Consider the following 23,261-nt stretch of genomic DNA (forward strand, 5'->3'; position numbering starts at 1 on the left):
TCACGGCGATCCCTCCGCACGATAGACCGGCGTGCCCGCGACGAGCGCCTGCGTAACCGTCGGCGTTGGGTTCTCGTCGATCACCACCAGGTCCGCTCGTGCTCCTTCCGCGATTCGTCCGCGGTCGGTGAGCCCGACGGCGTTGGCCGGCTGTTTCGTGACTCGAGCGACTCGCTCGGGCAGCGGATCGCCGGTATCGACGAACGGCGCGGCGAGCAGGGATGTCGGGTGGTAGTCCGCGACCAGCGCGTCCACGACACCGGCGTCGATGGCGTCCGCCGTTCGCAGGTTGCCCCACTGGCTCCCGCCACGGACGAGGTTCGGCGCACCCATCGTGACGGTCATCCCCAGTTCGTGTGCACGTTTCGCTGTCTCGAGCGTGATCGGGTATTCGCTGATGTCTACGCCGACATCGGAGAGCCGTTCGACCTCTGTGACCTCCTCGTCGTCGTGCGAGGCTGTCGGAATACCGTGGTCGTGGGCCGTCTCTACGACGCGGTGTACCCGATCGCGGATCGTTGCCAGCTCGAGGTTGCCGCGCTCTTCGATCAGCTCTTGTGCTTCTTCTATCGTGTGTTTCTGGGAATTGCGGTAGTAGTCGAGGAACGCCTCCTCGTCGCGGAACTGGCCCTTGCCGGGGATGTGGCTCATCACGGACACGAGGTCGGCGTCACCGGCGGCGATGAGCTCTTCGACAGCTTCGACGCACCGTTCCTGTGTCACCTCACAGCGAGCGTGGATGCGGTGGTCTGCCATGAGGTCGTCGGCTCGCTCGACGGCGTCGGTGATCTCTGCGCCCAGTTCCGGCGAACGGTTTTCCTCGGGATCGACCTCGAAGGAGATCGCGTGGAACTTCGTCGTGATGCCGGCAGCGAGGTTCGCACGGTCGGCGGCGGCGAGCGCCATGTGCGTGTCCATTCGTGCACCCGACCGCGGGTGAAGGTGGGACTCGATATCGTCGCCGTGGAGGTCGATCAGTCCGGGGAGGACAAGGCGATCCCGTGCGTCGACGGTCTCGTCTGCGCGCCGTTCAACGTCGCCGATACCGGCGATCCGGTCACCCTCGATACGGAGCGCTCCCTCGACGACTGCCTCGGGCGTGACGAAGCGGGCGTTTTCGACGACAATCGTCGATTCGTTGACCGCGCGCTGTCCGCTCACGCAACCACCTCCCCATCTAACTCCTCACCGTCGTACTCCTCGATGGGAACGACCCCTCTCATGCGCGCGTCCTCGAGAACGACGACCCGATCGGCGACCGCTTCAATGACGTCGCGGTTGTGGAAGACGCCGACGACGGTCGTTCCGTCGTCGAGGAACTCCCGGAGTAACCCGATCGCGGCCGCACGTGTCTCAGGGTCGAGCGCGCTGGTCGGTTCGTCGAGCAATAGCAGACGCGGCTTGGGTGCGATGGCCTGTGCAAGATTGATCCGCTGTCGTTCACCGCCGGAGAAGGTGGCTGGATAGGCGTCCCACAGTTCTTCGGGCAGGTTGAGCCGCGAGAGCAGCGACTCGGCCGTCTCCCGTGCCTGATCGATCGGAACGCCTTGCTCGCGGAGTGGTCGGGCGACGACGTCCACGGCGGGAACGCGGGGGATCTCATCTAAGAACTGGGACGTATATCCGATGGCGTCGTCGCGCAGTTCGATGATGTCGCGTTCGGGACAGGCCGCCAAGTCGACGTCACCGTCCGCGTCGTGGAACACCACGTGGCCGGATGTCGGCTGGTAGGTCCGGTAGATGCACTTCAGCAGCGAGGACTTCCCGCTGCCGGACTCGCCGACGATGGCGAGGAACTCTCCGTCGTCGACCTCGAAGGAGACGTCGTCGAGTCCGACGACCTGCTTCTCCCCAAGGACGTGCATGTCGAAAGTCTTCGAGAGACCGTCGACGGTTAGAACTGTCATTTATATCACCGAGTTGATGAGCGTCTGCGTGTATTCGTGGTGTGGATCTTCCATGACGCGGTCGGTCAGGCCGGATTCGACGACCCGGCCGTGGCGCATCACGAGCGTCCGGTCGGCCAGCAGGCGGACGACGCCGAGGTCGTGCGACACGACGATTGCGGCGACGCCTTCTTCACGCTGGATCCGTCGGAACACGTCGAGGACGCGGGCCTGAACGCTCACGTCCAGTCCCGTCGTCGGCTCGTCGAGGATGACAAGTTCGGGATCGTTCGCCAGCGCGCGGGCGATCTGGACGCGCCGTTGCATCCCACCGGAGTACGTGTGGGCCGGATCATCCATCCGGTCGACGGGCACCTCCGTCTCGTGGAACAGGTCACGGACCCGCTCGCGGACGTCCTCGTAACTGCGCCACCCTGAGGACAGCAGTTTCTCGGCGACGTTGCCACCGCCGGTGAACTCGAGGTTCAGCCCGTCGCGGATGTGCTGGTGGACGAGGCCGATCTCGCCGTTGCGGAGTTCGTGGCGCGTCTGGTAGTCAGCCTCCAGCAGGTTCCCGTCGTGGCCGGCCAGGTTGACCGCCCCCTCCTGTCGGCCCTCGCCTTCGGGCTCGAGTGCCAGCATCTCGGCGAGACTCGACTTGCCGCTGCCGGATTCGCCGACGATCCCGAGCACTTCGCCGGCCTCGAGATCGAGGTCGACGTCGGCACAGGCGACGACGCTCCCGCAGGCCGGACACTGGTTCGTCCCCGCATGGTCGCCGGTTCGGTCCCGACAGACCGCACAGCCCTCGCCGTAGACCTTGCTCAGGCCGGTCGCCTCGAGCAGGCTCATTTGCCGTCACCTCCGTCGGTCGCACTGGTATCTGGCGTGCCCGGCCCCCAGTCCACGCCGGACCGCTCGAGGTGGTGGTCCTTCGGAAGTGCGGGATCGTCCTGCCGTTTCAGACAGAAGCTCGTGTCGTTACAGGCGTAGTAGCGCTCGCCGTCCTCGGTCTCGACCTCCGTGAGGTAGGTGTCGGTCGAGCCGCAGGCAGCACACGACTGGTCGGGGAACCGCTCGATCTGGAAGGATCGATCCTCGAACGCGAGCGGTTCGACCTCGGTGTGCGGCGGAACGGCGTAGATGCGCGCCTCGCGCCCAGCTGCGAACACGAAGAGTGTGTCCGCGTCGTCGAGTTTGGGCACGTCCCACCGCGGGATCGGCGAAGGATCCATCAGATAGCGGCCGGCGACCATCGTTGGGTAGCGCGAGGCGATGTTGATCTCGCCCCACTCGACGACGTTCTCGTAGAGATGTACCCACATCTTCCCGTAGTTGCGGTGGGCGTGTCGCCGTCGGTTCGCTGCGTCCGAAGAATCCACCTTGCGGAGCGCGTCGGTGACGGGCACCTGCAAGACGAGGATCTGCTCGTTGGTCAGCACCTCTTCGGGGATTCGGTGGCGGGTCTGGATCACGTCGGCCTCGGTGGTGTCAGTGGTGGTCGCCACCTCGGCGGTGTCCTCGGCCAATCGTCGGATGTTGGCCGCATTGACGGACTCGTCGGAGCCCTGGTCGATGACCTTGAACGTGTCCTCGGGGCCGAGCAACGAGAGCGACGCCTGGATACCGCCGGTCCCCCAGCCACGCGCCAGCGGCATCGGCCGGGACGCGTAGGGGACCTGGTGGCCCGGGATCGCGATGGCCTTCAGGGTAGCGCGTCTGACCTCGCGTTTGGTGTGTTCGTCCAGATAGGCGTAGTTGTAGCCCTCGAGGCCGTCTCCCTCGAGGTCCTCGAGTGCGGCCTCGACGGAGTCGGTCGGTACCGCCGTTTCCACGTCGATGTCGTCGGTTTCAGTCATCGTCACTCGCCTCGATCGTCTCTCGGTCGGTCGGCTCGCTCTCGGTCGGGTCCGTGCTGTCGTCGGCTGTAGATTCGACTGTGCGATCGGCTTCGTCGTCGCCCGTAGCCTCTGCATCTGCACCTTTTCGCTCTCGAATGGCGCGAATGCGATCTAGAATCGACTGGAACGTGACGTAGTGGGGAAGTTTGAGGTGTTCGATGAAGCCGAACGAATCCATCCCATCGACGACGTCGAGAACGAACTCGGCGTTCTCGGCTGGCTCGTCCTCGCTGTTGAGCTGGATGGAGGCGTCGAGAATGGTCATCGCGATGACTTTGCGCTCGTTGCGGCCGAACGTCAGGCCGTAGCCGAAAGCGAACTGCGGGTCGTCGCGCTTTGCGTACACCGGGACGACCGCTTCGCTCTCGCTGACGTCGACATTGGCGACGGTTACCTCGTCGCCCGTGTAGGGGTGTTCGATGGTCAGCGGCAGTTTTCCGACGCGGACCTCTGCCAGCGTCGGGTGTACCTGCCCGTACCCCCGGAGCGCCGAGTAGCCGAGGGCGGTCACCGCGCCTGTCTCCCCGCGTGCGAGTTCCTGGAGCACGGCGTCGCGGTCGACCGGCGGCGTGACTGGCTCTCGGGTCGTATCGGTCGGAGCATCGACGTCCGGTACCTCGGGGTCGTGAACCAGCCCCTCCTCGCGGAGGACGTCCATGACATTAGTAAGCGTCGTCGGTTCGGCGTCCTTGAGGTCCCATGTCTCGGTTGGATCGTCGGGGTCGTCCTCTCCCTCGAGATCGAAGTCGAGTAACCGCTGCGTGTAGTCTTTGGTCGGCCCGAGGATCTGGCCACCGGGAACGTCCTTGAACGCGGGCGAGACGCGCCGGGTAGCGAACATCTCTGCGGGCTCGACCGGGACTGACTCGTCCCATCGCTCCAATGTCGACCGGTATGAACGCAAGAGGAAGGCCGCCTCGACGGTATCGCCCTGTGCCTGCTTAACTGCGAGTGCAGCCAGCCGCGGTGCGTACAGCCCACCTTCGCTCATCGCTTGTGCGGTGAGCCGCTCGAGTTGTCCCTCGAGTTGATCGACAGTGATGGTGTCTTCGTCACCGGCGAGGCGCTGTTTCTCGAACAGGTCCTCGGCTCGCTCGATGATCTCTTCACCGGCCGTGACGGCAACGTACCCCATCAGCGATCGCCTCCGTTCTCGATCGACTCGGGATCGTCCGCGACGCGCAGGGTGACCGATCGCGGGAGCGCGGCCACCCGATTGTCACTCGCGAAGACGGCGTCGACGCCGCGTGGGTAGTCTGCTTGGGCGTCCGCGAGCGCGGACAGTTCCGCTGCGGGCAGCCCGACGCCGAACGTGGTGGTCCCGTCAACGCCGGGTCCGGAGACGGTGACGTCCGTCAGCCCATCCTTGGGGGTCTCCGACAGTCCCTCGACGCGGTAGACGACGGTCGCACCCTCGCTCGGTTCGACGAGCGACCCGCGCTCGAGGTCGCGAACGTCCCACGACGGCGTCCCGGTTGCGTGGACGATATCGGCCGCTGTCGGATCGGTCGCTGAGTGCCGTCCCTGTTCGGCCAGTGCCGTGGTTAGCTCCTCGTCGCTCGAGTGAAACGTCACTTCGTGATCGACCAGGGTGGCGGTGATGGCGTAGTCCGTGGGCGTGGTCTGAATCCGAGAGACCGTTCCCGGTCGACTCATGACATCACACAGCGCACGGAACGTCTGACGCGTCCCGTGGATGGGGTCGACATCAAGCGCTCTCACAGGTCGTCCTCCATGGTTTCGAACTCGACGGCGGTATGGGTTCTCTCTGCCCACGCACGCTCGCGGTCCGCCTGTCGGTCCTCGGCGACGCTGCGAAGTCGCGTCGCGATATCGTCTGCCAGCTGGTGTCCGCCGGCGACGGCAGCGTCGACGATCGCTCCCGATAGGGCGGCCCGTTCGTTCTTGCCGGGGACCATCGCAAATCCGCGGCCCTCGTCCAGTTCAACCTCGGCGGGTGTCACGACGACTTCCCCGAGATTGAACGGCCGTTTTTCGACGGGCTCGACGACACGTTGCATCACGAGCTGTGGGGTCGGTTCCTGCAGAACGGACAGCGGTGGGTCGTCCGCCAGCACTTCGTTCGCCAACTGGGTGAGCACGTCACCGTCGCACGCGGCGATGAGTTCGAACCGATCCGAACGATCGTGTGGATTTTCCATGCAATCATCCGGGGAGAGTCACAACACCAGTGTAAGACTTCGCTGGGTACTCTCTATTCTCCCTCTCCAGTGGCGGACTCTCCCCCGGACCGTGAATTAGCGTCCAGACGGCTATTGATCGCTCTGTACCGGTCCGAACTCGTCGCGGTCGATCGGGGACGTAGTTTCCCATCACTGCACCGGCTACAGCCCATCCGGACTTTACTCAGCCAAGGGTTATTCTATCCCGTTGCCAGCTACTCGATGATGTCAGACGAGCCGACTGCTGACGCATCCAACGTACAGGACGGGATAGGGCGTACAACAACCGAGCAGCTGAGCCGCCGTCGCTTCGCGATCGGCAGCGCGGCTAGTGTCGCCGCCCTCTCCGGCCTCGCAGGATGTATTGGCTCTGCTGCCAAAGGAGAGACGGTCACTATCCTTCTGACGCCCGAGAACCCATCGGATATCAGAAACGACTATCTGCCGATGAAAAACTATCTCGAGGGAGAGATCGACGGTCTCTCCATCGAGTACAAGGTTCCCCAGGATTATTCGGCGATTCGACCGGCGCTCAAGAGCGAACAGGCCGAAATCGGTATGGACGACATTACGCTGATTTCCGCGCCGGATATGATGGACGTCTTCGGGACGGCAGTGACAGGCGGGACCGCGTGGTACTTCTCGATGATGCTGACGAACAAGGGTTCGGGGATTGAGAAGCGAAGCGACTTGAAGGACAAGACGGTCGCCTTTGCCGACAAGCTCTCGACGAGTGGCTCGATCTTCGCCGTCTACACGCTGAAACAGGCCGGACTCGACGTCGGCGACGCACCGCAGGGCGATCCGGTTGACTTCGAGGGGACGTGGTCGAACCACAAGTTCGCCGTCGAGAAACTCGCAAACGAGGAGGCTGATGCCTGCTGTACGTGGGGCGGCAACGGCATGCCCCACGTCGAAAAGAAAAATGTTCCAGAGGACGTCAGACCGAAGACGGCCTATCTCGGCGACACTGCCACCGAAGAACCACTGTTCAAACCGATCTGGTGGTCGTTCCCGATCCCGAAACAGCCGATCTATTCCCGACAGAGCTGGGACTCGGACATGAAGGGGAAGATCGAACAGGCACTCCACGATTCCACCGAGGAGATGATGAAAGAGTACCAGCCCGACGACTACGACGCCACGTTGCCGTTTACGACACTCAGAGACACCTCGATTGAGGACTACCAGCCGGTCATCAAGCGCCTCGACGACCTCGGCGTCGAACTCGGATAACACGCCAGCGACTACTCTCAGCATTCCTTTACCATGAGTACACTCACCGTAGAGAACGTGACAAAGACGTACGGAGACGTGACCGCGCTGGAAGACGTGTCCTTCGAGATCGAAGACGAGTTCGTCGTGTTACTCGGCGAATCCGGTGCCGGAAAGTCCACGCTGTTGCGCTGTATCAACGGCCTAACCGAGCCGACGACGGGGACCGTTACCCTCGACGGCAAACCGCTTGCGGGCTCGCGTCCCTCCGTCGGAATGATCTTCCAACAGCACAACCTCGTCGAGGGCGTCTCCGCGTACCTCAACGCGCTCACCGGCTCTCTCGAGCGGACGTCACTGCTCGAGAGCATCTTCCAGTGGCACGACCGGGCGGACAAGCGCCGGGCGCTCGAGGCCCTCGAGACCGTCGGACTGCTCGACGAGGCCCACCAGCGCGTCTCCCAGATGAGCGGCGGCCAGCAACAGCGCGTCGGTATCGCTCGAGCGCTTGTACAAGACCCCTCGCTCGTGCTCGCCGACGAACCGGTTGCGAGCCTCGATCCGGGAAGCGCCGAAGACGTGATGGGCTACCTGAAGAAGGCCGCGAACGTCCATGAAGTGACAGCGCTCGTGAGCCTCCATCAGGTCAACATCGCCGCCCACTTCGGTGAGCGCTTCATCGGGCTTCGTGACGGCCAACTCCTCTTCGACGTCCAGCAAGGCGAGCTTACGCCTGCGCTGATCGACGAGCTGTACGGCGACGTCGAGACGGTCGGTCTCGCCGAGTATCTCGCACGCGACAGCGACGAACCCCCCACCCAACAGCGACGGAGGGTAGAGGCGTGAGCTCGGAGTCCTCGTCGCGAGGCGATCGGTTCCGTGAGTACCTCGGCCTCGCCGATGTCGGTGAGACATCCGTCGACCGGAAACTGACGGATCTCAAGCGCCGAAAGACGATTCGTCGGTTCTGGACCGCACTCGGCGTCGTCGCCGTCGCCGTGCTCCTCAACTTCAGTCTCCGCACGGTCGGGTTCTCGCTGGTCGAACTGATTACGCAGTTCCCGTTCTTCCTCGATGCGATTCCCGAGTACTTCCCGCCAACGACGTACTACGGGATCCCCTTCCTCGACGTGATGCAGTACTGGTCTTTCATCGTCGAGCAGAATCTCCTCCTCTCGCTGGAGGGCGGCCGCTGGCTCGTCGGTGACGTCAACATCGTCTGGGGAGCGACGTTCGTCACCCTGGCCATCGCGTTCGCAGGCACGGTGCTTGGGCTTCCCGGGGCACTGCTGTTCGGCGTTATGGCGAGCGAACGCGTCGTCCCGTATCCGTTCAACTTCCTCTTCCGGGCCACGATGAGCCTCATCCGTGCGATTCCCGCGCTGGTGTGGGTGCTCATCCTGATTCCGCTCGGCGGTGTCTCCCCGTTCACCGCGACGCTTGCGATCATCATCGACACCACGGGCTATCTTGGCCGCCTGTTCACCGACGAACTCGAGGAGATCGCGGACGGCCCCATCGAGGGCATCCGCAGCACGGGCGCGAACAAGCCACAGATCGTCTCGTTCGGCATGCTGAGCCAGGTTTTCCGGCAGTTCATCGCCTGGATCGCCTTCGACCTCGAACACAACGTCCGGGTCGCCATCAGCCTCGGCCTCATTGGCGCTGGCGGTCTCGGACTGGAACTCGACATCCAGCGCAAGACGTTCAACTACACGGAGATGATGGCCTGCATTGTTCTGATCGTCCTGCTCGCCGGCTCCGTCGAATTGCTTAGCCAGCGCGTTCGATCCTACCTCCGCGGCGAAGACGAAGTCGAGAAAACCGGCGTTTTCGAGGCGTTTTTCACCTCCCCACGGAAGATCATCGAATCTGCCGCCGGTCGGCGCAGGTAATCGCCCGCCCTCTAACACCCAATCCATGACACGCATGATCCCGACAATTCAGCTCACGTCACGCGCACCCATGCAACGTACTTGTACCGCTCGTTACCCTCAACCGCGGCTCCGATTCCGACGCACCAGCAACGCACGCGGGGAGGCAGCGACATGACCTACATCGACTCTCGCGGCGGCGATCGCGTGAAGTCACTCTCGCCCGAGCCGACGATCCACGATCCGGTACAGATCACTGAGAGTACGCTCGGCGAGTGGACCGAGATCCGCCCGCACTCACGGCTGCACGCCGCCGAAGTCGGCGACTACACGTACCTGATGGAACGCGTCCAGCTCGATTACACGACCATCGGAAAGTTCGGCAACATCGCCTCCGATGTCCGACTCGGTCCGCCGAACCACCCCATCGATCGCCCGACGGCACACCATTTCACCTACCGGGCAGCGATGTACGACATGGGCGAGGACGACGAGGCAATCTTCGAGTGGCGAGCCGACCAGCCCGTCGAAATCGGTCACGACGTCTGGATCGGCCACAGCGCGACGGTACTCCCAGGGGCCACTATAGGCAACGGTGCGGTCGTCGCCGCCGGAGCGGTCGTCGTCGACGACGTCCCACCCTACACCATCGTTGCGGGGGTTCCGGCCAAACCCATTCGTCGTCGGTTCCCCGAAGACGTCGCCGCGCGACTCGAGTCCACCGAGTGGTGGCACTGGGACCACGAGACGCTTTCCGACCGCCTTGCGGACTTTCGCGACCTCGAGTCGTTCCTCTCGGCGTACGCACCCGAGACCGCGGAGCCGTCACGACTCGACTGACCACGTCCAGAGACGTACGTCTGCCATCACGGTCGCTCACGTGTAGCGCGTATTTTTCCACACCCATACACCGACACTGCGAGATCCGTCTCCGTCTCATGCTTTTGTCGTCGGGATTTCTCGACCGGCGCGTTTTCTGTCAGCAACCCATTGTGCTGAAGCCCGCCTCGAGTGGGACCCATCCGCTGGCAGTCAGGACTGCCGAAACGATTGTCTGCGGACGAGCCAGTATACGACGCCGAGGAATCCGGCGAGAAGTCCGATTTCGGCGAGACGTCCCCCCCGCCCGCGTTCCGTCGGTGTCGACTCACGATCGTGTTTCGTGGGTTGTGACTCATGCTTGTGTTCCGTAATCACCGACTCACGCTCCTGCTCCGTGGCAGCGCGAGTGCTTGTTTGTGGCGCTTCGACAGCACTCCGCTGTTCGGCGAGCACGGCGAAGTCGGTGGCGAACGACTTGACCTCGTCCCAGTCGGTGTACTCGTAATCCCGTGAGGTATCCGTATCGCCGGTCGTTATCGCCGAAAACAGCTTGAAAAAGAGCCGCGTGACGGGCCCGTATCGCGTGTATTTGACCGCGCCGGCAAAGAGCCCGACGCGGTCGGGCTGCCATCCGGTTCGTTCAATGAGGTCATCCACCCACTCCTGAGCGCCGTCTCGAGCCCAGTCAGCTGGAATAGCCGAGGCAAAGGACAGCTGGAAGAACGCGGTTGGCTTCGCCGCGATCGCCTCGCGGTTTCGGTCGATGAACGCGACGACTTCCGACAGGTGTTGCGCTTGATGACCGGCGAGCCGACGAGCACTGCATCGACATCATCGACGATCGAATCCGACATCTCTGTCACGTATCGCGTTGTGACGTTGTGGCCGCGGTCGGTGAGCACGGTTTCGATGTACTTGGCGACCGTCGCCGTCTGTCCCTCGTCGGTTCCGTACACTATGAGAAACGATACCATCCGGAATCACGACTTCGCTACGACCTCGATAGTCGTAGTTCTGTGGAGCGCTCAGATCATGACGTGGTCGGGCTGGACGCCGGAGTGTAAGCGGACGGCGATCTCGGCGGCGTGGACCCAGTAGTAGATCGCACGCTCAAGCGCTCGAGTCACCGTCACCAGGTAGCCGTACATCTCCGGATCGTACGCCGTCACAAGTTCGAACAGTTCGTCGAGGTCGCGGTGGACAGTCTCTTCTTGCGCGATGAGATCGTCGTGGGCCGCGAGGTCACACTCGAAGAGGATCGCCGTGAGATAGTCGTTGATCTGCTTGCCCGCGTCGAAGATATCGCAGACGCGCTCTTCGACCACACCGGTGGTTGCTACCTCCTGGTTGTCGATGACGTCTGTGATGAAGCAGGCTCGATCGCCGACGATCTCTAAGTTCGTCGCAATCGTCGCTAAGTCAGCGGCGACTCGGTTGCCGGGCCAGTCGGTTGTCAGCGTGTATGACTTGAGTTCAGAGAGAACTGCCGAGTGGCGCTCGTTCGCCAGCGACTCGAGTGTATCCGCCGGCCGTTCGGGTTCTGCGCCAACGAACGACTGACGGGCAGCCGCATACTGTGTGGTAGTGACGTCCTCGAGTCGCGCCAGCAAGTCGAGTACTGTCTCCCCTCGCTCACCGGGTGCTGTCGTCTCGGCCTCCGCCACATCCCGTTCGTGATCGGTGTCGGCGGTCTCATTTGTCACGGAGTCGGCGTCGAGTGGCGAGAGCGCGTCTGCGTTGGCGTACAACGACGTATTGTCGACGACGTACGCCTTTCGGACGATGTCATCCGCTTTCAGCTCCTGCAGTAGTTCGGAGAGATACTGTTCGGAGATGCCGACGTCCGCCGCCAGCCGCGCTTTCGTCTCCGGCGCGGTGCGATCGATGGATTCGATAACCTGTGCGATCGTCGCATCGCGACCCTGTCGAGTCGCGTCTTGTGGCCGATGCCACATTTCCCGGAACATACCTGCGAAACTCGACGGGCGGGGATAGTCGTGTACAATAGACTGTCCGGACGCCTATATAACAACTGGACGGCCGTTGCACTCTCGAGTCGAGAGCTGTCACAACTACAAACAGTACTGATATGTAGTCGCCTATAGCGGACTAATCCATTCATATAAGCGGTAAAGGGAGAGCCACGCGGTTCGGTCAGCATGGAGACACGGAAAGTTCAGCTCTCCGGTGGAACGACGTACACCATCTCGCTCCCGAAGTCCTGGGCACAGGAACACGGGATCGAGGCTGGATCTGTACTCTCGTTACATCCGAATCAGGACGCCTCGCTACTCGTCGAAGCGATGGGCGGCCGCACCAGCGCCGACCGCTCGACAACGATCGATGTCTCCACTGACAGCGACAACACGATCCGCCAACGAATTCGCGCTGTTCACGCAGTCGGCTACGATTCGGTGACTCTCGTGGATACGACGGGGCATCCAGCGGACCGCCGGAAACTGGTCGACCGAGCGTTGACGGAATTGTCGGGGTTCGAACTTCTCGAGGCGACCGACACCCGCATCCGACTGACGAATCTCATCGACGCCGAGAACGTCGACGTCAGAAAGAGCACGCTCCGGCTCCGGCTGGTGATGCTCGCGATGCATCGGGACGCCATGACTGCTGTCGTCGACGGGAACGAAAATCTGGCCCAACGCGTTATCGAGCGTGACAGTGAGGCCGACAAGCTGTTCGCAATGGTCACACGCCACTTTCGGCGCTCGCTGACCGACCTCCACGAAGTCGAGAAACTGGACTGGAGTCGGGACGAACTCTTCGAGTACTACTATGCCGCACGTCAGTTCGAACGCATCGCCGATCACGCCGAGAAAATCGCTGAGTTCGCACTCGAGCCGGCAGCGTCAATCCCATCAGCGTACGCCACACGACTCTCCGAACTCGCCACCGCCTCCCGGCAGGTCGTCGATGAGGCGGCCGACGCCATCCTGACAGACGCCAGCGTTGCGGCCGCCAACGGCGCACTTGCTAAACGCGATCGGCTACTGGAGCAACTCGAGGAGTTCGACCGCGATCTCTACGATCACGACGTGCCAAACGAGGCGTACGTCCTCGGACTCCTGCTCGACAGCCTCCGCCGAACGGTTCGGTACGGTGCGAACGTCGCCGAAATCGCCCTCCAGCAGGTTACTAGGCAGAACACTGCAGACTGATGCGGCGGCTCCCTCGTGTGCGGTTGATGTATTGTTGAAGCGATAAGAACGGCGTTGGTTGATTATCGGATGATTCAGTTCTGCGGTCCAGTGCCCGGAGCTGCTGATCGCCATACCTCTTGTCTCCAGTTCGATTCGACGACGGGCGAACAGCCACCATCAATGTGAGGTCGTTTCAACACCCCAGAGCGGTATGGGACGCGGTCGGCTGCTCAACGGACGCGCTCGACCGGGTCTCCCGTCTCGAGTTCTGCCGCAACCTCTGGGGTGAGGCCGGCGATACTATCGATGAGATTTATCCGGTAGCTTGCCGGCCCGTTGTACTCGAGGTCGGTCGCACGCTCGCCAGCGAGCCCGTAGGCGAGTGTCCCGTGGAGGGCAGCGGTCACGTCGCCCTTGAGACTGCCAGTGAAGGCCGCAAGGGTCGCCCCAAGCATACAGCCTGTCCCGACGACCGTCGAGAGCATCTCGTCACCAGCACGGAGGCGATAGAGCCGGTCGGATCCGGCGACGATGTCTTCGGCACCCGAGGCGACGACTGCAGCACCGGTTGTCTCGGCGAGTGCCTGTGCCGACTCCGTAATGTCCTCGTACTCACCGACGGACTCGACGCCTTTCACCTCGGCTGTCTTCCCCGCCAGATGCGTGATCTCTCCGTAGTTGCCCTTGATAGCGGCAAACTCGACGTCCTCGAGTAAACTCGTGTGGACCTCGTCTCGGGTCGGCGTCGTCCCGGCACCGACGGGGTCGAGGACGACCGGGACACCAAGGTCGTTGGCCGCCCGACCCGCGGCGTGTAACGCCTCGATGTTCGAATCGGTCATCCGGCCAGTGTTGAGCAGTACCGCACCCGCGAGTTCGGCCATCTCGGGCGCTTCGCCGGGTGCATCCGCCATCACCGGTAACGCACCCCAACTGAGAGTGACGTTCGCCAGATCGTTTTTCGTTACCTCGTTCGTCAACTGCTGGACCAGCGGCTCGCGTTCACGAATTGCCGCAAGCGAGTCCGCCAGCGCCTCACCGGTGCCCTCAGGGCCGTTAGTCATCGCTATCAACCTCCCCGGTGACGGCGGCGGCTACCTCTCTTGTCGCAGTCGCCGGATCGTCGGCTGCAGTGATCTCGCTGATCATGGCGACGCCGGTCGCACCCGCTTCGAGAACCGGTGGCGCGTTCGAAGCGGTGACACCGCCGATCCCGATGACGGGAATCGAGACGGCCGCAGCGATCTCAGAGACGAGCTCGAGGCCGGTTCCGTTCTTCTCCTTGGGCACATCTTCCTTCGAGTCAGTACCATAGATAGCGCCTACACCGAGATAGTCCGCGCCGGCCGCTTCGGCCTCGATCGCTCCCTCGACCGTCGACGTCGAGCAGCCAATGACAGCCTCGGGACCGAGCAGTTCGCGGGCGACTGCGACGGGAAGGTCGGACTGACCAAGGTGGACACCGTCGGCGTCGATCGCCTGTGCGATATCGACCCTGTCGTTGACGAGCAGGGCAATGCCTGCCTCGGCAGTGAGTTCACGCAACTTGCGACCGAGTTCGTAGCGCCAGCGAGCGTCGGTGTCTTTCTCTCGGAGCTGAACGACGTCGACGCCGCCGTCGATCGCGGCTTCGACCACCTCGACGGTACGTTTCCCGTCGGAAAGCGATTTCTGTGTCACCAGATACGTCCGCCAATCCTTCGTATTCATAGAATTTATCACCCAGTGGTAAAACTAAGCCGCTTCGATTCGAAGCCTTGAGTGAGCGGTCGTCCACTCCACGACCAAGTGATTCCGATAGCTTTCTCGGGAGAGAGTGTCATACAAGAGTTCTCACACCCCGCTCTCGTCCCCTTTGTTCGCTCAATATAGGGGTGCAACCTATCACTCCATACAGATGGAATACTTATTGTAAACGGTAGTGACAGTAGAACAATGTGTGTTGGTCAATCGGCTGATAAGGTCTGGAACAATCCGATTGGGTGTCTCTTGATCCTTCTTGTTGGTGTGGGTTTCGTAGCAGGAGTACTGACGATGTATACGCAGTTTCTGCCCGTGCTCAGATGGGCTATGCCAGTGTGTCTTGTTTTGTGGGGAATCTCTCGATTCTATCTCTACGGGGTAGAAGACCCCCTGACCATGGTTTCGGGCTGTCTGCTGATACTCGGTGGCTTTACCTATGCCTCTTACCTGCTCATATCAATGGGTGAACTTACCGGAACGATAGCTCAACTCGTTCCAATAACCGGTATCTTTACAGAACTGTTCGCTGCCCATTACCGCACTCAAGACTGATTGGCGTAATTCGATGGATTTGCAGACCTACTGACCAGCTATTCACTACCAATAGTTCTGAAACCAACTACCTTGCGAACTGTTCTATGACACCCTCTGCCCGCACAGTAGGTGTGGGGCCGTTCTATAACACTCTAGCTAGCCGTCTCAATGCATACGGTTCTCGAACCGGTTCGTGGCCAATAGTGATTTCTCCTTCGGTGCTTTCGTAGCTTTCACTCCTAACACTCTTTATAGCGGATGACGTACCCCTATTCAACGATGTCCATCGACCGAGACACCTTCGAGAACACGAGCTCGAGGAACTCTCCGTGCCTGATCAAGTCCTCGGATTTCTCGCCGCCAACCAGGATCGGGCGTTCAAGGCCCGCGAAATCGCCTCCCAGATCGGCGTCGACGAGGGCGCAGTCAGCACCGCGCTCTCACGGTTGAAGGACCGTGGTCTGGTCGAACACAAGGCGACGTACTGGGCGGTGACTGACGACGCTGAGCGCCTTGACGGATACAGCGGGTACGAACGAGCAACAGCTCTGTTCAACGACCAACTCGGTACAGAGGACAAGGAAGCGTGGCGTGAGCACGCACCGCAGGAACCCCACCCGAGCGTCGAGGACGAACAGTGACCGACGAAGAGACACCGATTTTCGAGCGGGGCGACGTCGTCTACGGTGATGATCCATTCAAAGGTGAGGAAGACGCTCGGCCCTGGCTGATCCTCTCGAGCCAGTCCCAGCGCACACAGTAGGCGAGAAACGCCGAGACGTAGTCGTAGTACGTCCACGCGGTCGCTGCAGTCTTTGCTTCGTCGTTCGAGAGCGCTTGCGCATACGTCGCCATGTCGCGCTTCGAGACACGTTCGACTGTCTCGGTGCCACGGGCTTCGAGGCGCTGTCGCCAGTCGGTCAAGACGCGGTCGAGGGCATCGCGATAGTTACCGGCCTTATTGCCCGACTCGAGGAAAGCGTCGATGGCGTCCTCGAGGGCGCGTGTTCGCCGGATGTCACTGCTGAATCGCTGGGATCCATCTGTTCGGTTTCCCGTACAGTGTCGGGGTAGATAAATTCACTGTGCATTACCGTGCTAATGCACAGTGGATTCCGAAAAAGCTCATTCGGCTGATTTCGGGCTTCTTGAGTGTCCTCTAGCATAAACCAACATTTGATAAATTGTATGGTGCTATAGGAAACTCGACTGCCCAGTTGATCACAACTTCGGGATCTCAAATTCTACAAACCACCATACAGCTGACACCCGTTACGATCGCCCTCAGAGAAGCTGTTTGAAAAAGAAACTATTCTTCGTCTTCCGAGGCAACAGCGCTCATAGCGTCCATTCCTTGCTGAATCGGATGCTCTTCGTAGAGCTCTTCGCTTCGCAGAAACCCATCTGAGAGGATGTTATCTTCCATACCGCTCTCGTAGACAACCCTCCAGCCGTGACCTGCTTCGTAGGTCACGGCTGTCACCCAGTCGTAGCCAATGAACATCGCGGTGTCCATAACCATCCCGTGTTCCGGATCAAATTTCGTCGTCTGAGGCATTATTGACTGGATGCTCTCGTGTCGTTCGAGTGAGTCACGCTCAGTATCCTTGAGTGGGCGGTCTGGAAGCGATTCAACAAGGGATCCATCTTGAGCCATACTCCAAGTAGCTCTTGGTGCGTAAATAACCGTTCGGCGTGGGTCCAAATGAGGTGCCCTAATGGGGAGTCTCTCCTTCGGTTTCAGTATCTGGACTGACTGTTAATGGCATCTAACATCACTCCTGCAGTTGATGACGATGCCCCCGCTTTGGCGGGGGCGATCGTCATCCACGCCAAGAAAGTCTGTGAAACAGCTGATCATCTCTGGCGTGTACTTGGAGACGTCTCGATTCCCGTGGATGGACTAACAGACACTCGACAACAGCACAAAGTCTCGTTCGGAACCGAGTCAATGGCACGAGTCTACATCTACCAGACGATCTACGACCTCGCCCAAAGCGAGGTCGCAGATCGGCTTGAGAACCGTCCAGCACTGCTGAAACAGCTAGGTTTGAACAGGGTGCCGACTCAGCAGAATCTCTCATACGCTTGGAACCAATTCAGCGAGCAAACCAAGACCACGCTTGAGGCCGCTGCGAAGGGAATAGCTCGTGAAGCCCGTGATCACGACGTTATTTCGGAGGCACTCATTCCAATTAACCTAGATGAAAAGGAAACGAACGACGATAAATCCGATTCGACAGTGTCTCGCGCACACGTGCGCGAGCACGGGAGTAAGGTCGTCGAACTCGCTCGCCGACACGGCTTCGCCGAGTTCGACTCCGATAGAGCCGACAACAGGGTATATGAGGACGAACAGATCCTTGATCTGTTCTCCAACGCGTGCCTCACGCAGGGGAGCGCTCATTCAGAGGGAGAAGCTGGGTGGTTCCTTGAAGAGAACGAGATCTGTGACGACTCGACGTTTCTCCGAGTAATCAAGCAGTTTGCGACGCCATCCGACGAGGAAGTAACTCGCTCCGTTCAGGAGTTGCAGATCGAGGATATCGTCGCGTTCACTGAGCTGTATCGAGAGGCTGTGATGGCCTCGTTCAACGCGGCGACCGAAAATATTCTCAAGACGATTCGTCACGAGGATCCCTTCGACGACCGCCACGTTGTGGCGGCCGTCGACTTCACACACGTCCCCTACCACGTCTGGCCGTGGATCGACAAGGACGAGAAAATCCCGAAAGCAGAGTATCCGCCGATGGTCAGCGGGTACAAAGAAGACGGTGAAATCAAGCACGGGTATACGTTCGCGACGATCACGATCGTCGGGAACGATGTCCCAATCATCCTGGGTATCGAGCCAGTCAAGGAACGCTCTGCATGGGAACCAGAAGATGCGCCAGCCGATTCGAAGGCGGATGTGGTTGACGTACTGCTGGACACAGCCCAGCAGTACGTCGATCTCGACGAAGTGCTCCTAGACCGGGGATTCTACAGTAACGAGGTGTACGCAACGATTCACGACCGCGGGCTTGTGTACATGACGCCAGTGCCGAAGTATGAAGACGATTATGAGGCAATCGGGAAAATCAAGAGCAAAGAAGGAGTTGACGCCGCTGTCAAGAACGATGTTCCGTTCGCCATTGATGGCGAACTCCACCACACCGCAGAGTTCCTGTACGCACCAGCGACTGATGAGGAAGCTGAAGGAAGCTATGCCGTGTTCGTGACCAACCGTGATCACGTCGCTCCCGAGGAGATCATACACGTCACCAACAGCTACAGCCGACGCTGGGATATCGAAAATCAGTACAAGTCGGTGAAAGCATTTCTTCCCAAGACGTCCTCGAAGGACTACCGTGTTCGGTTGTTCAGCTTCACGTTCGCAGCATTGTTGTACAATCTCTGGAAGCTTACCGATTACTTGGTGAAGCTCGGAACAGATCGCGAGATCAGATCGCCGCCGGTCGTGACCGCCAGGACATTCGTCCGGGCGGTCAGTCAATCACTCCGACAAGGTGGCTAAGCGGAAAGCACTCGGTGTGGCTCGCCTGCGGCAAGCCGCAGGACTCGCGTTCTATCTCCTAAATCGCGTGTTGGACGCTGCTCAGCACATCTTGCTTAGCGAACCAAGAATTGCGACATAGGATTCGAGAGAGTTCCACTCGGATTTTATTTGATTCCTCCGAAGCTCGTTTGTAGACACTCTACATCCCAGAAGCGTGGGAGATAGGACTTTAGGCTGTTAACGGAGCTGAAATGTACGAGCTCAGGCGAAGTAGGGTTGAATGCGCTCGCGAACGAGGGGTTCGTCGTCACTGCGACTGGTAAACATGGTGGAACGACGTATCGTCGCCCGCCAGAATCACTCGTCGTTGAACAGGCTGCTGACATTCTCGAGCAGGTCTCAACTGACGAACTCACCACGCGTATCGCCGAAATGCGTGACCAGCTTAGCAGCTACCAGTCCGAGTACAGTGTCGACTCGCCCGAAGAGTTAGCCGTTGAGAAGACAAATCAAGCACTCTCTGAATCTGCTCTGCGCAACGAGGCATCGACGCCGAGACAATCCAGGAATGGCAGACGCTCCGGCGCCGACGCGAACTCGAAGCCCATCGGGAGTGGGAAGATCAGCACGTCGATGAAGTACTCTCAGGTTCAGAGTGAGATGGCACGGCCGCTGAACGTGCTGAGTGGCACTCCTCGAGCGTCGCTCCAGTACGATCATAGTCACAGGATATTATGAGCGAAAAGAGAGTCGGCTAGTGGTATACAGAACCGACTAGTTTGATGAGATTACATCTATGTACGTGTGGAATAACAAGTATCACCTTGCCTGAATGGCTGTGCCATGGACGACCTCACAGGATTCCAACGTGACCTGCTGTACGTAATCGCGGGCGCTGACAGACCATCTGGACAGGACGTCAAAGACGAGATCGAGCGGTATTACAGTTCAGAGATCAATCATGGGCGGCTGTATCCGAATCTCGATACGGTCGTGAATAAGGACCTTGTCGAGAAAGGACAACTCGACAGGCGCACAAACTACTACGCGATTACAGACGAGGGAGAGCAAGCGATCAAGGATCGGCGTGAGTGGAAATCCCAGTACGTCGACTAAATCGAGATCAGAAGTGGTCTGGATCGCTGCTTTGCTCCCCGAATCGGTAAGTACAGGGAAAGCAAGTAACGGAGTCACAATCGGACTCTGCACTATCTGCCAAAGGCAGCATGTAAGAGCTATAGGATGTGTCTTTCAGGAAAACTCAGAACGATTCGTCCGCTTCTTCGCTTTGCTCACCGAGCGCTGGCGGCGTGCGATCACTGTAGCCTTTCCGTCCGATGGCGTCTTCAGGGACGTTGCTGAAGATGGCTGTACGAGCTTCCGTAGCCGAATAGAACTGCTCTTCAGGTACCAGGCTTAGCACCTCCTCAAGCGTCTGTTCACCGTTTTGGAACTGCAAGACCGCTCTTCCGTATGACTCGACCAACTCTTCGCACGTCGCTGGGTACTCGTGCTGATCGAGTTGGTGGGCGAGAGAGCCGAATTCGACACCGAGTTCTCTGGCGCGTTCATCATTAGTTGGGTCGGACATTATCGGGAAATCCTCCATCATCGATTATAATAAATACCCTGTGTGACTTCTTGACTTGTTTCGCTCATACAGGAGAAGATTATGCGCTACGCGTATAGCACGACTCCGTCAGCATTCCCAGTAGTTGGTAGAAGTGTCAACGCTAAACTCGCAGGTGTGGTGTGTGGAGGAGTCACTGACACAGCTGTGGTGGAGTAGATCCCAGTGAGCGGCTTGCAATCTGGGAGTGCCAGGTCTGTGGAATGTCGCGCTACGGGTCGGCTCCAGATTAACGGTGGTAGTGAGAGTACCAAGCCCCGCCCTCGAGGAGCGACCGGAGGGAACTCGAGGGACGGTGAGAATGATCGGTATGATCGGATCGGAAGGTGCGGGGCAGTGAACTGAGGACAACGTAACCCACTTACCGCGTGGTGTGCTAACGCTTTTAGCCAACTAGACGTAAGTAGGTAGTGAATAGTAACCTATGACAGAAACAGCAACGACGAACGAACCGGCTCGCGTCGGTATCGTCGGTCTCGGTGGCATGGGAGTACAACACGCCCGAGCGGTCGATTCTCTCGGGCATTGTGTTGTCGGCGGAGCGGACATCGATCCGGAGACGCGAGACCAGTTTGGCGAGGAGTTCGCCGCGCGGACGTACGAAACTCACGAGGCGCTATACGAAGGCGAGGAACTAGACGCCGTCCTCATCGCGACGCCGAACAAGTTCCACGAGCCGACGGCCGTGGCGGCACTCGAACGCGGATTGGACGTGCTCATCGAGAAGCCCCTCGCACACACACTCGAGAGCGCCAAGCGGATCGCCCAGACGGAACAGACGGCTGACGGGTTCGGAATGGTTGGCTTCCACAACCGATTTGCACCGGCGACGACCGTGTTCAAAGAGTACCAGGCAAACGATGCGTTCGGCGACGTAACGCACGTGCAGGTCAATTATGTTCGACGTCGTGGTATTCCGGGGCGAGATTCCTGGTTTACGGACCCGGAGCTCGCCGGTGGCGGTGCACTGATCGATATCGGTGTTCACGCGATCGACCTTGCCCTCTACGTACTTGGATTCCCTCGAGTCGTTGAGGCGACCGGGATCAGCCGCTCCGAATTCGGCTGGCGGCCGCAGTACGTCGATCCCGACCGACCTGAATCCAGCGACTGGGACGTCGATGAGACGTCCTTCGCAGTGGACGACTCCGCCAGTGCGTTTATCCGAACCGCGGACGACCGCACGGTCAGCGTCGAGGTAGCGTGGGCAGCCTCGCAAACGTCGCGCAACGACGTTATCGTCCGAGGAACAGACGGTGGTGGGGCGTTCGAACTCGGCGGTGATTCGCTTACGATCCACCACACGAGCACCCGTGGGACGCCTCACTATCGGACATCCGAGATCACGGCCACGCCATACCGGACGCCGCATGAAACACAACTCGAGATGTTTCTCGAGGCCGTCGCTACCGATGAACCACCAGCGTGTAATACGTTCGACCAGGCGCTGACCGTCCAGAAGATCGTCGACGCCGTCTACCGCTCTGAGGAGGCCGGTTATCCGATCTCACTCACACACATAGACGAGGAAACACCGGTCTAGTAGTGTCCAGATCCAACTATACTCACTTCCGACGCTTGGTCGATAACCAAGTCGTAACTACGTTACCGATAGCTCTGGCCGTGTTTTTTCTGCCCCACGTTCGAACCGGATAGTAGAGGAACCAATGTTGAAACTTTACAGTCTTACTGGATGTCCGTACTGCGCAAAAGTCGAGCGGAAGCTCGATGCCCTCAATCTGGAATATGAACGCCACAGCGTCTCATTGTTTCGATTTCGTCGTTCAGAAGTAAAGGAAGTAAGCGGTCAATCCGGAGTTCCCGTGCTTGTCGATTCCGAAAACGGCGTGACGGGAATGGCGGAAAGCGCCGATATCGTGGCGTACCTCGAACGAACATACGGCTGAACATGCTCTATCGATTAGGGATAGCCGACAGATTCATCGAGGTCTCGACGGTCATTCGCTACTGATACACAAGCGAATAACATTCATACGGATGTAAAGCAGTGCTGCCCATTCACTGTTGTCTCAGTCAGGATATCACACTCACGAATCACCGGAGTGAACTACCCCGCCCTACTCGCTCCACCAGTCGCTCCTCGAGGGCGGGGGCTCGGAACCCTCACAGACCCGCTAAAAGATCCGACGTGAGGCGTACAGTTCTTCGAACGTAGCCAGAGAACCACGCGGTGTCTTGTCAGCTCACTATACGTATTCCCAAGTGGCTTGCTATCTCTTGTTAGAACGAACCGTCGGAACTATTCTCCTTTTGACTGTTCATCGGTGATGCACGACCGGGAATCAATTTTACTGGACCGAACTGGAGCCGTAATGAGGATAAAATATATGATGAAACGGAATCTCTCCAAGATTTCCCATGGTGTCTCGAGACGCTCCGTTCTGACGACTGCAACTGCCATCAGCGTCGGAACCATCGCAGGCTGTCTAGGCGGTACAAACGAAAACGAGGAAGAGGATGTTGGGAATGACATCAGTGAGGAGGACAGAGAACTCGCTGCAGAGATGGCTGAAGCCATCGATGATGACCTCTCAGTCGCGGGGTGGGAGCTACCCGGAATGTTCATTCCAGAGTATACAGACAGCCGTGGAGTGGAAGCTGACGCCGCGATTCTCGGAAATGCATATGCCGATATCGTCAATCAGGGATTCGATCGCCGAGCGATGCCGACCGCTCTAAACGAGGATGGAGATATTTATTTCATGGTCTTTCTCGAACCCGAGTGGGCCAACGCGTATCTCGACGGCGACTGGTCGGAGGACACGTACTACAAAGAGATCGAAGGCTCTGCACACTGA

Annotated in this window: 25 protein-coding genes and 3 pseudogenes; 15 read left to right on the plus strand and 13 right to left on the minus strand. The window is 59.7% G+C overall.

Annotation, left to right across the window (positions count from 1 at the left end; translation table 11 throughout):
• The 7 genes from E2L06_RS16350 to phnG are packed head-to-tail and all read right to left on the minus strand — an operon-like array spanning position 1 to position 5,949.
• Positions 1-1,161: an alpha-D-ribose 1-methylphosphonate 5-triphosphate diphosphatase gene (locus E2L06_RS16350; protein ID WP_138782729.1), complete on the minus strand. Its 1,161-nt coding sequence runs from the start codon at positions 1,159-1,161 to the stop codon at positions 1-3.
• Complete coding sequence (locus tag E2L06_RS16355; protein ID WP_138782730.1) at positions 1,158-1,907, minus strand: phosphonate C-P lyase system protein PhnL; 750 nt, start codon at positions 1,905-1,907, stop codon at positions 1,158-1,160. The genes E2L06_RS16350 and E2L06_RS16355 overlap by 4 nt, the downstream gene beginning before the upstream one ends.
• Positions 1,908-2,738 carry an ATP-binding cassette domain-containing protein gene (locus E2L06_RS16360; RefSeq protein WP_138782731.1) on the minus strand — a complete coding sequence of 277 codons (831 nt, stop codon included), beginning with the start codon at positions 2,736-2,738 and terminating at the stop codon, positions 1,908-1,910.
• Positions 2,735-3,745: an alpha-D-ribose 1-methylphosphonate 5-phosphate C-P-lyase PhnJ gene (locus E2L06_RS16365; protein WP_138782732.1), complete on the minus strand. Its 1,011-nt coding sequence runs from the start codon at positions 3,743-3,745 to the stop codon at positions 2,735-2,737. Before E2L06_RS16365 ends, E2L06_RS16360 begins: the two co-directional genes overlap by 4 nt.
• Positions 3,738-4,922, minus strand: coding sequence for a carbon-phosphorus lyase complex subunit PhnI (locus E2L06_RS16370; RefSeq protein WP_138782733.1), 1,185 nt, complete (start codon positions 4,920-4,922; stop codon positions 3,738-3,740). The genes E2L06_RS16365 and E2L06_RS16370 overlap by 8 nt, the downstream gene beginning before the upstream one ends.
• The gene (phnH, locus tag E2L06_RS16375) at positions 4,922-5,509 is read right to left on the minus strand and encodes a phosphonate C-P lyase system protein PhnH (protein ID WP_138782734.1); all 588 of its coding nucleotides are present in this window, start codon (positions 5,507-5,509) and stop codon (positions 4,922-4,924) included. The genes E2L06_RS16370 and phnH overlap by 1 nt, the downstream gene beginning before the upstream one ends.
• Complete coding sequence (gene phnG, locus E2L06_RS16380) at positions 5,506-5,949, minus strand: phosphonate C-P lyase system protein PhnG (RefSeq protein ID WP_138782735.1); 444 nt, start codon at positions 5,947-5,949, stop codon at positions 5,506-5,508. The genes phnH and phnG overlap by 4 nt, the downstream gene beginning before the upstream one ends.
• A 246-nt stretch (positions 5,950-6,195) precedes the next feature.
• Here phnG and E2L06_RS16385 point away from each other — a divergent pair, with 246 nt between their 5' ends.
• From E2L06_RS16385 to E2L06_RS16400, 4 genes are all read left to right on the plus strand, one after another.
• Positions 6,196-7,206, plus strand: a complete 1,011-nt coding sequence (locus E2L06_RS16385) for a PhnD/SsuA/transferrin family substrate-binding protein (protein ID WP_138782736.1) — start codon at positions 6,196-6,198, stop codon at positions 7,204-7,206.
• A 33-nt stretch (positions 7,207-7,239) separates the two neighbouring features.
• The gene (locus E2L06_RS16390; RefSeq protein WP_138782737.1) at positions 7,240-8,031 is read left to right on the plus strand and encodes a phosphonate ABC transporter ATP-binding protein; all 792 of its coding nucleotides are present in this window, start codon (positions 7,240-7,242) and stop codon (positions 8,029-8,031) included.
• Positions 8,028-9,080, plus strand: a complete 1,053-nt coding sequence (gene phnE, locus E2L06_RS16395; RefSeq protein ID WP_138782738.1) for a phosphonate ABC transporter, permease protein PhnE — start codon at positions 8,028-8,030, stop codon at positions 9,078-9,080. Before E2L06_RS16390 ends, phnE begins: the two co-directional genes overlap by 4 nt.
• A 153-nt stretch (positions 9,081-9,233) precedes the next feature.
• The gene (locus E2L06_RS16400) at positions 9,234-9,899 is read left to right on the plus strand and encodes a DapH/DapD/GlmU-related protein (protein WP_138782739.1); all 666 of its coding nucleotides are present in this window, start codon (positions 9,234-9,236) and stop codon (positions 9,897-9,899) included.
• Between the two features lie 192 nt (positions 9,900-10,091).
• On the opposite strand, the pseudogene E2L06_RS16405 reads toward E2L06_RS16400, so the two are convergent.
• A pseudogene (locus E2L06_RS16405) lies at positions 10,092-10,855 on the minus strand (flavodoxin domain-containing protein).
• Between the two features lie 51 nt (positions 10,856-10,906).
• Positions 10,907-11,848, minus strand: coding sequence for a PhoU family transcriptional regulator (locus tag E2L06_RS16410; protein ID WP_138782740.1), 942 nt, complete (start codon positions 11,846-11,848; stop codon positions 10,907-10,909).
• A gap of 192 nt (positions 11,849-12,040) precedes the next feature.
• Here E2L06_RS16410 and E2L06_RS16415 point away from each other — a divergent pair, with 192 nt between their 5' ends.
• On the plus strand, positions 12,041-13,054 hold the full coding sequence (locus E2L06_RS16415; protein ID WP_138782741.1) for a phosphate uptake regulator PhoU: 1,014 nt from the start codon (positions 12,041-12,043) through the stop codon (positions 13,052-13,054).
• A 212-nt stretch (positions 13,055-13,266) separates the two neighbouring features.
• On the opposite strand, the gene thiM is transcribed toward E2L06_RS16415, so the two are convergent.
• Positions 13,267-14,100: a hydroxyethylthiazole kinase gene (gene thiM / locus E2L06_RS16420; RefSeq protein WP_138782742.1), complete on the minus strand. Its 834-nt coding sequence runs from the start codon at positions 14,098-14,100 to the stop codon at positions 13,267-13,269.
• Positions 14,093-14,746, minus strand: coding sequence for a thiamine phosphate synthase (gene thiE / locus E2L06_RS16425; RefSeq protein WP_138782743.1), 654 nt, complete (start codon positions 14,744-14,746; stop codon positions 14,093-14,095). Before thiE ends, thiM begins: the two co-directional genes overlap by 8 nt.
• Before the next feature lie 324 nt (positions 14,747-15,070).
• Between thiE and E2L06_RS16430 the strand changes: the two genes are divergently transcribed.
• The 4 genes and pseudogenes from E2L06_RS16430 (at position 15,071) to E2L06_RS16440 (ending at position 16,387) form a co-directional block, all read left to right on the plus strand.
• The gene (locus tag E2L06_RS16430) at positions 15,071-15,331 is read left to right on the plus strand and encodes a hypothetical protein (RefSeq protein WP_249361477.1); all 261 of its coding nucleotides are present in this window, start codon (positions 15,071-15,073) and stop codon (positions 15,329-15,331) included.
• A 261-nt stretch (positions 15,332-15,592) separates the two neighbouring features.
• Positions 15,593-15,954 (plus strand): annotated as a pseudogene (locus E2L06_RS16435) (MarR family transcriptional regulator).
• Positions 15,951-16,076, plus strand: coding sequence for a hypothetical protein (locus tag E2L06_RS22805; protein WP_283241363.1), 126 nt, complete (start codon positions 15,951-15,953; stop codon positions 16,074-16,076). The pseudogene E2L06_RS16435 and the gene E2L06_RS22805 overlap by 4 nt, the downstream one beginning before the upstream one ends.
• Positions 16,077-16,150: 74 nt before the next feature.
• Complete coding sequence (locus E2L06_RS16440; protein WP_138782745.1) at positions 16,151-16,387, plus strand: hypothetical protein; 237 nt, start codon at positions 16,151-16,153, stop codon at positions 16,385-16,387.
• A 235-nt stretch (positions 16,388-16,622) separates the two neighbouring features.
• Here E2L06_RS16440 and E2L06_RS16445 read toward each other — a convergent pair whose 3' ends face one another.
• Entirely contained in the window at positions 16,623-16,970 is a 348-nt protein-coding gene (locus E2L06_RS16445) for a hypothetical protein (RefSeq protein WP_226778710.1), read from the minus strand.
• A gap of 105 nt (positions 16,971-17,075) precedes the next feature.
• Here E2L06_RS16445 and E2L06_RS16450 point away from each other — a divergent pair, with 105 nt between their 5' ends.
• The 3 genes and pseudogenes from E2L06_RS16450 to E2L06_RS16460 all read left to right on the plus strand — a co-directional run bounded on the left by E2L06_RS16450 (position 17,076) and on the right by E2L06_RS16460 (position 19,928).
• Positions 17,076-18,830, plus strand: a complete 1,755-nt coding sequence (locus E2L06_RS16450; protein WP_138782046.1) for a transposase — start codon at positions 17,076-17,078, stop codon at positions 18,828-18,830.
• 258 nt (positions 18,831-19,088) lie between these two features.
• A pseudogene (locus tag E2L06_RS23030) lies at positions 19,089-19,399 on the plus strand (transcriptional regulator); the annotation flags it as partial.
• 256 nt (positions 19,400-19,655) lie between these two features.
• Positions 19,656-19,928, plus strand: coding sequence for a PadR family transcriptional regulator (locus E2L06_RS16460; protein WP_138782746.1), 273 nt, complete (start codon positions 19,656-19,658; stop codon positions 19,926-19,928).
• Between the two features lie 145 nt (positions 19,929-20,073).
• Here the strand turns inward: E2L06_RS16460 and E2L06_RS16465 are convergent, their stop codons facing one another.
• Positions 20,074-20,403, minus strand: a complete 330-nt coding sequence (locus E2L06_RS16465; RefSeq protein ID WP_138782747.1) for a hypothetical protein — start codon at positions 20,401-20,403, stop codon at positions 20,074-20,076.
• A 463-nt stretch (positions 20,404-20,866) separates the two neighbouring features.
• On the opposite strand from E2L06_RS16465, the gene E2L06_RS16470 reads away from it, so the two are divergent.
• From E2L06_RS16470 to E2L06_RS16480, 3 genes are all read left to right on the plus strand, one after another.
• Complete coding sequence (locus E2L06_RS16470; protein WP_138782748.1) at positions 20,867-21,985, plus strand: Gfo/Idh/MocA family protein; 1,119 nt, start codon at positions 20,867-20,869, stop codon at positions 21,983-21,985.
• 124 nt (positions 21,986-22,109) lie between these two features.
• Positions 22,110-22,349 (plus strand): glutathione S-transferase N-terminal domain-containing protein, encoded by a 240-nt coding sequence (locus E2L06_RS16475; protein ID WP_138782749.1) that lies wholly within the window; start codon positions 22,110-22,112, stop codon positions 22,347-22,349.
• A 381-nt stretch (positions 22,350-22,730) separates the two neighbouring features.
• Positions 22,731-23,261: a hypothetical protein gene (locus E2L06_RS16480; RefSeq protein WP_249361478.1), complete on the plus strand. Its 531-nt coding sequence runs from the start codon at positions 22,731-22,733 to the stop codon at positions 23,259-23,261.

The sequence above is a fragment of the Haloterrigena sp. H1 genome (assembly GCF_005938085.1).
In the GTDB taxonomy this organism is placed as follows: Archaea; Halobacteriota; Halobacteria; order Halobacteriales; family Natrialbaceae; genus Natrinema.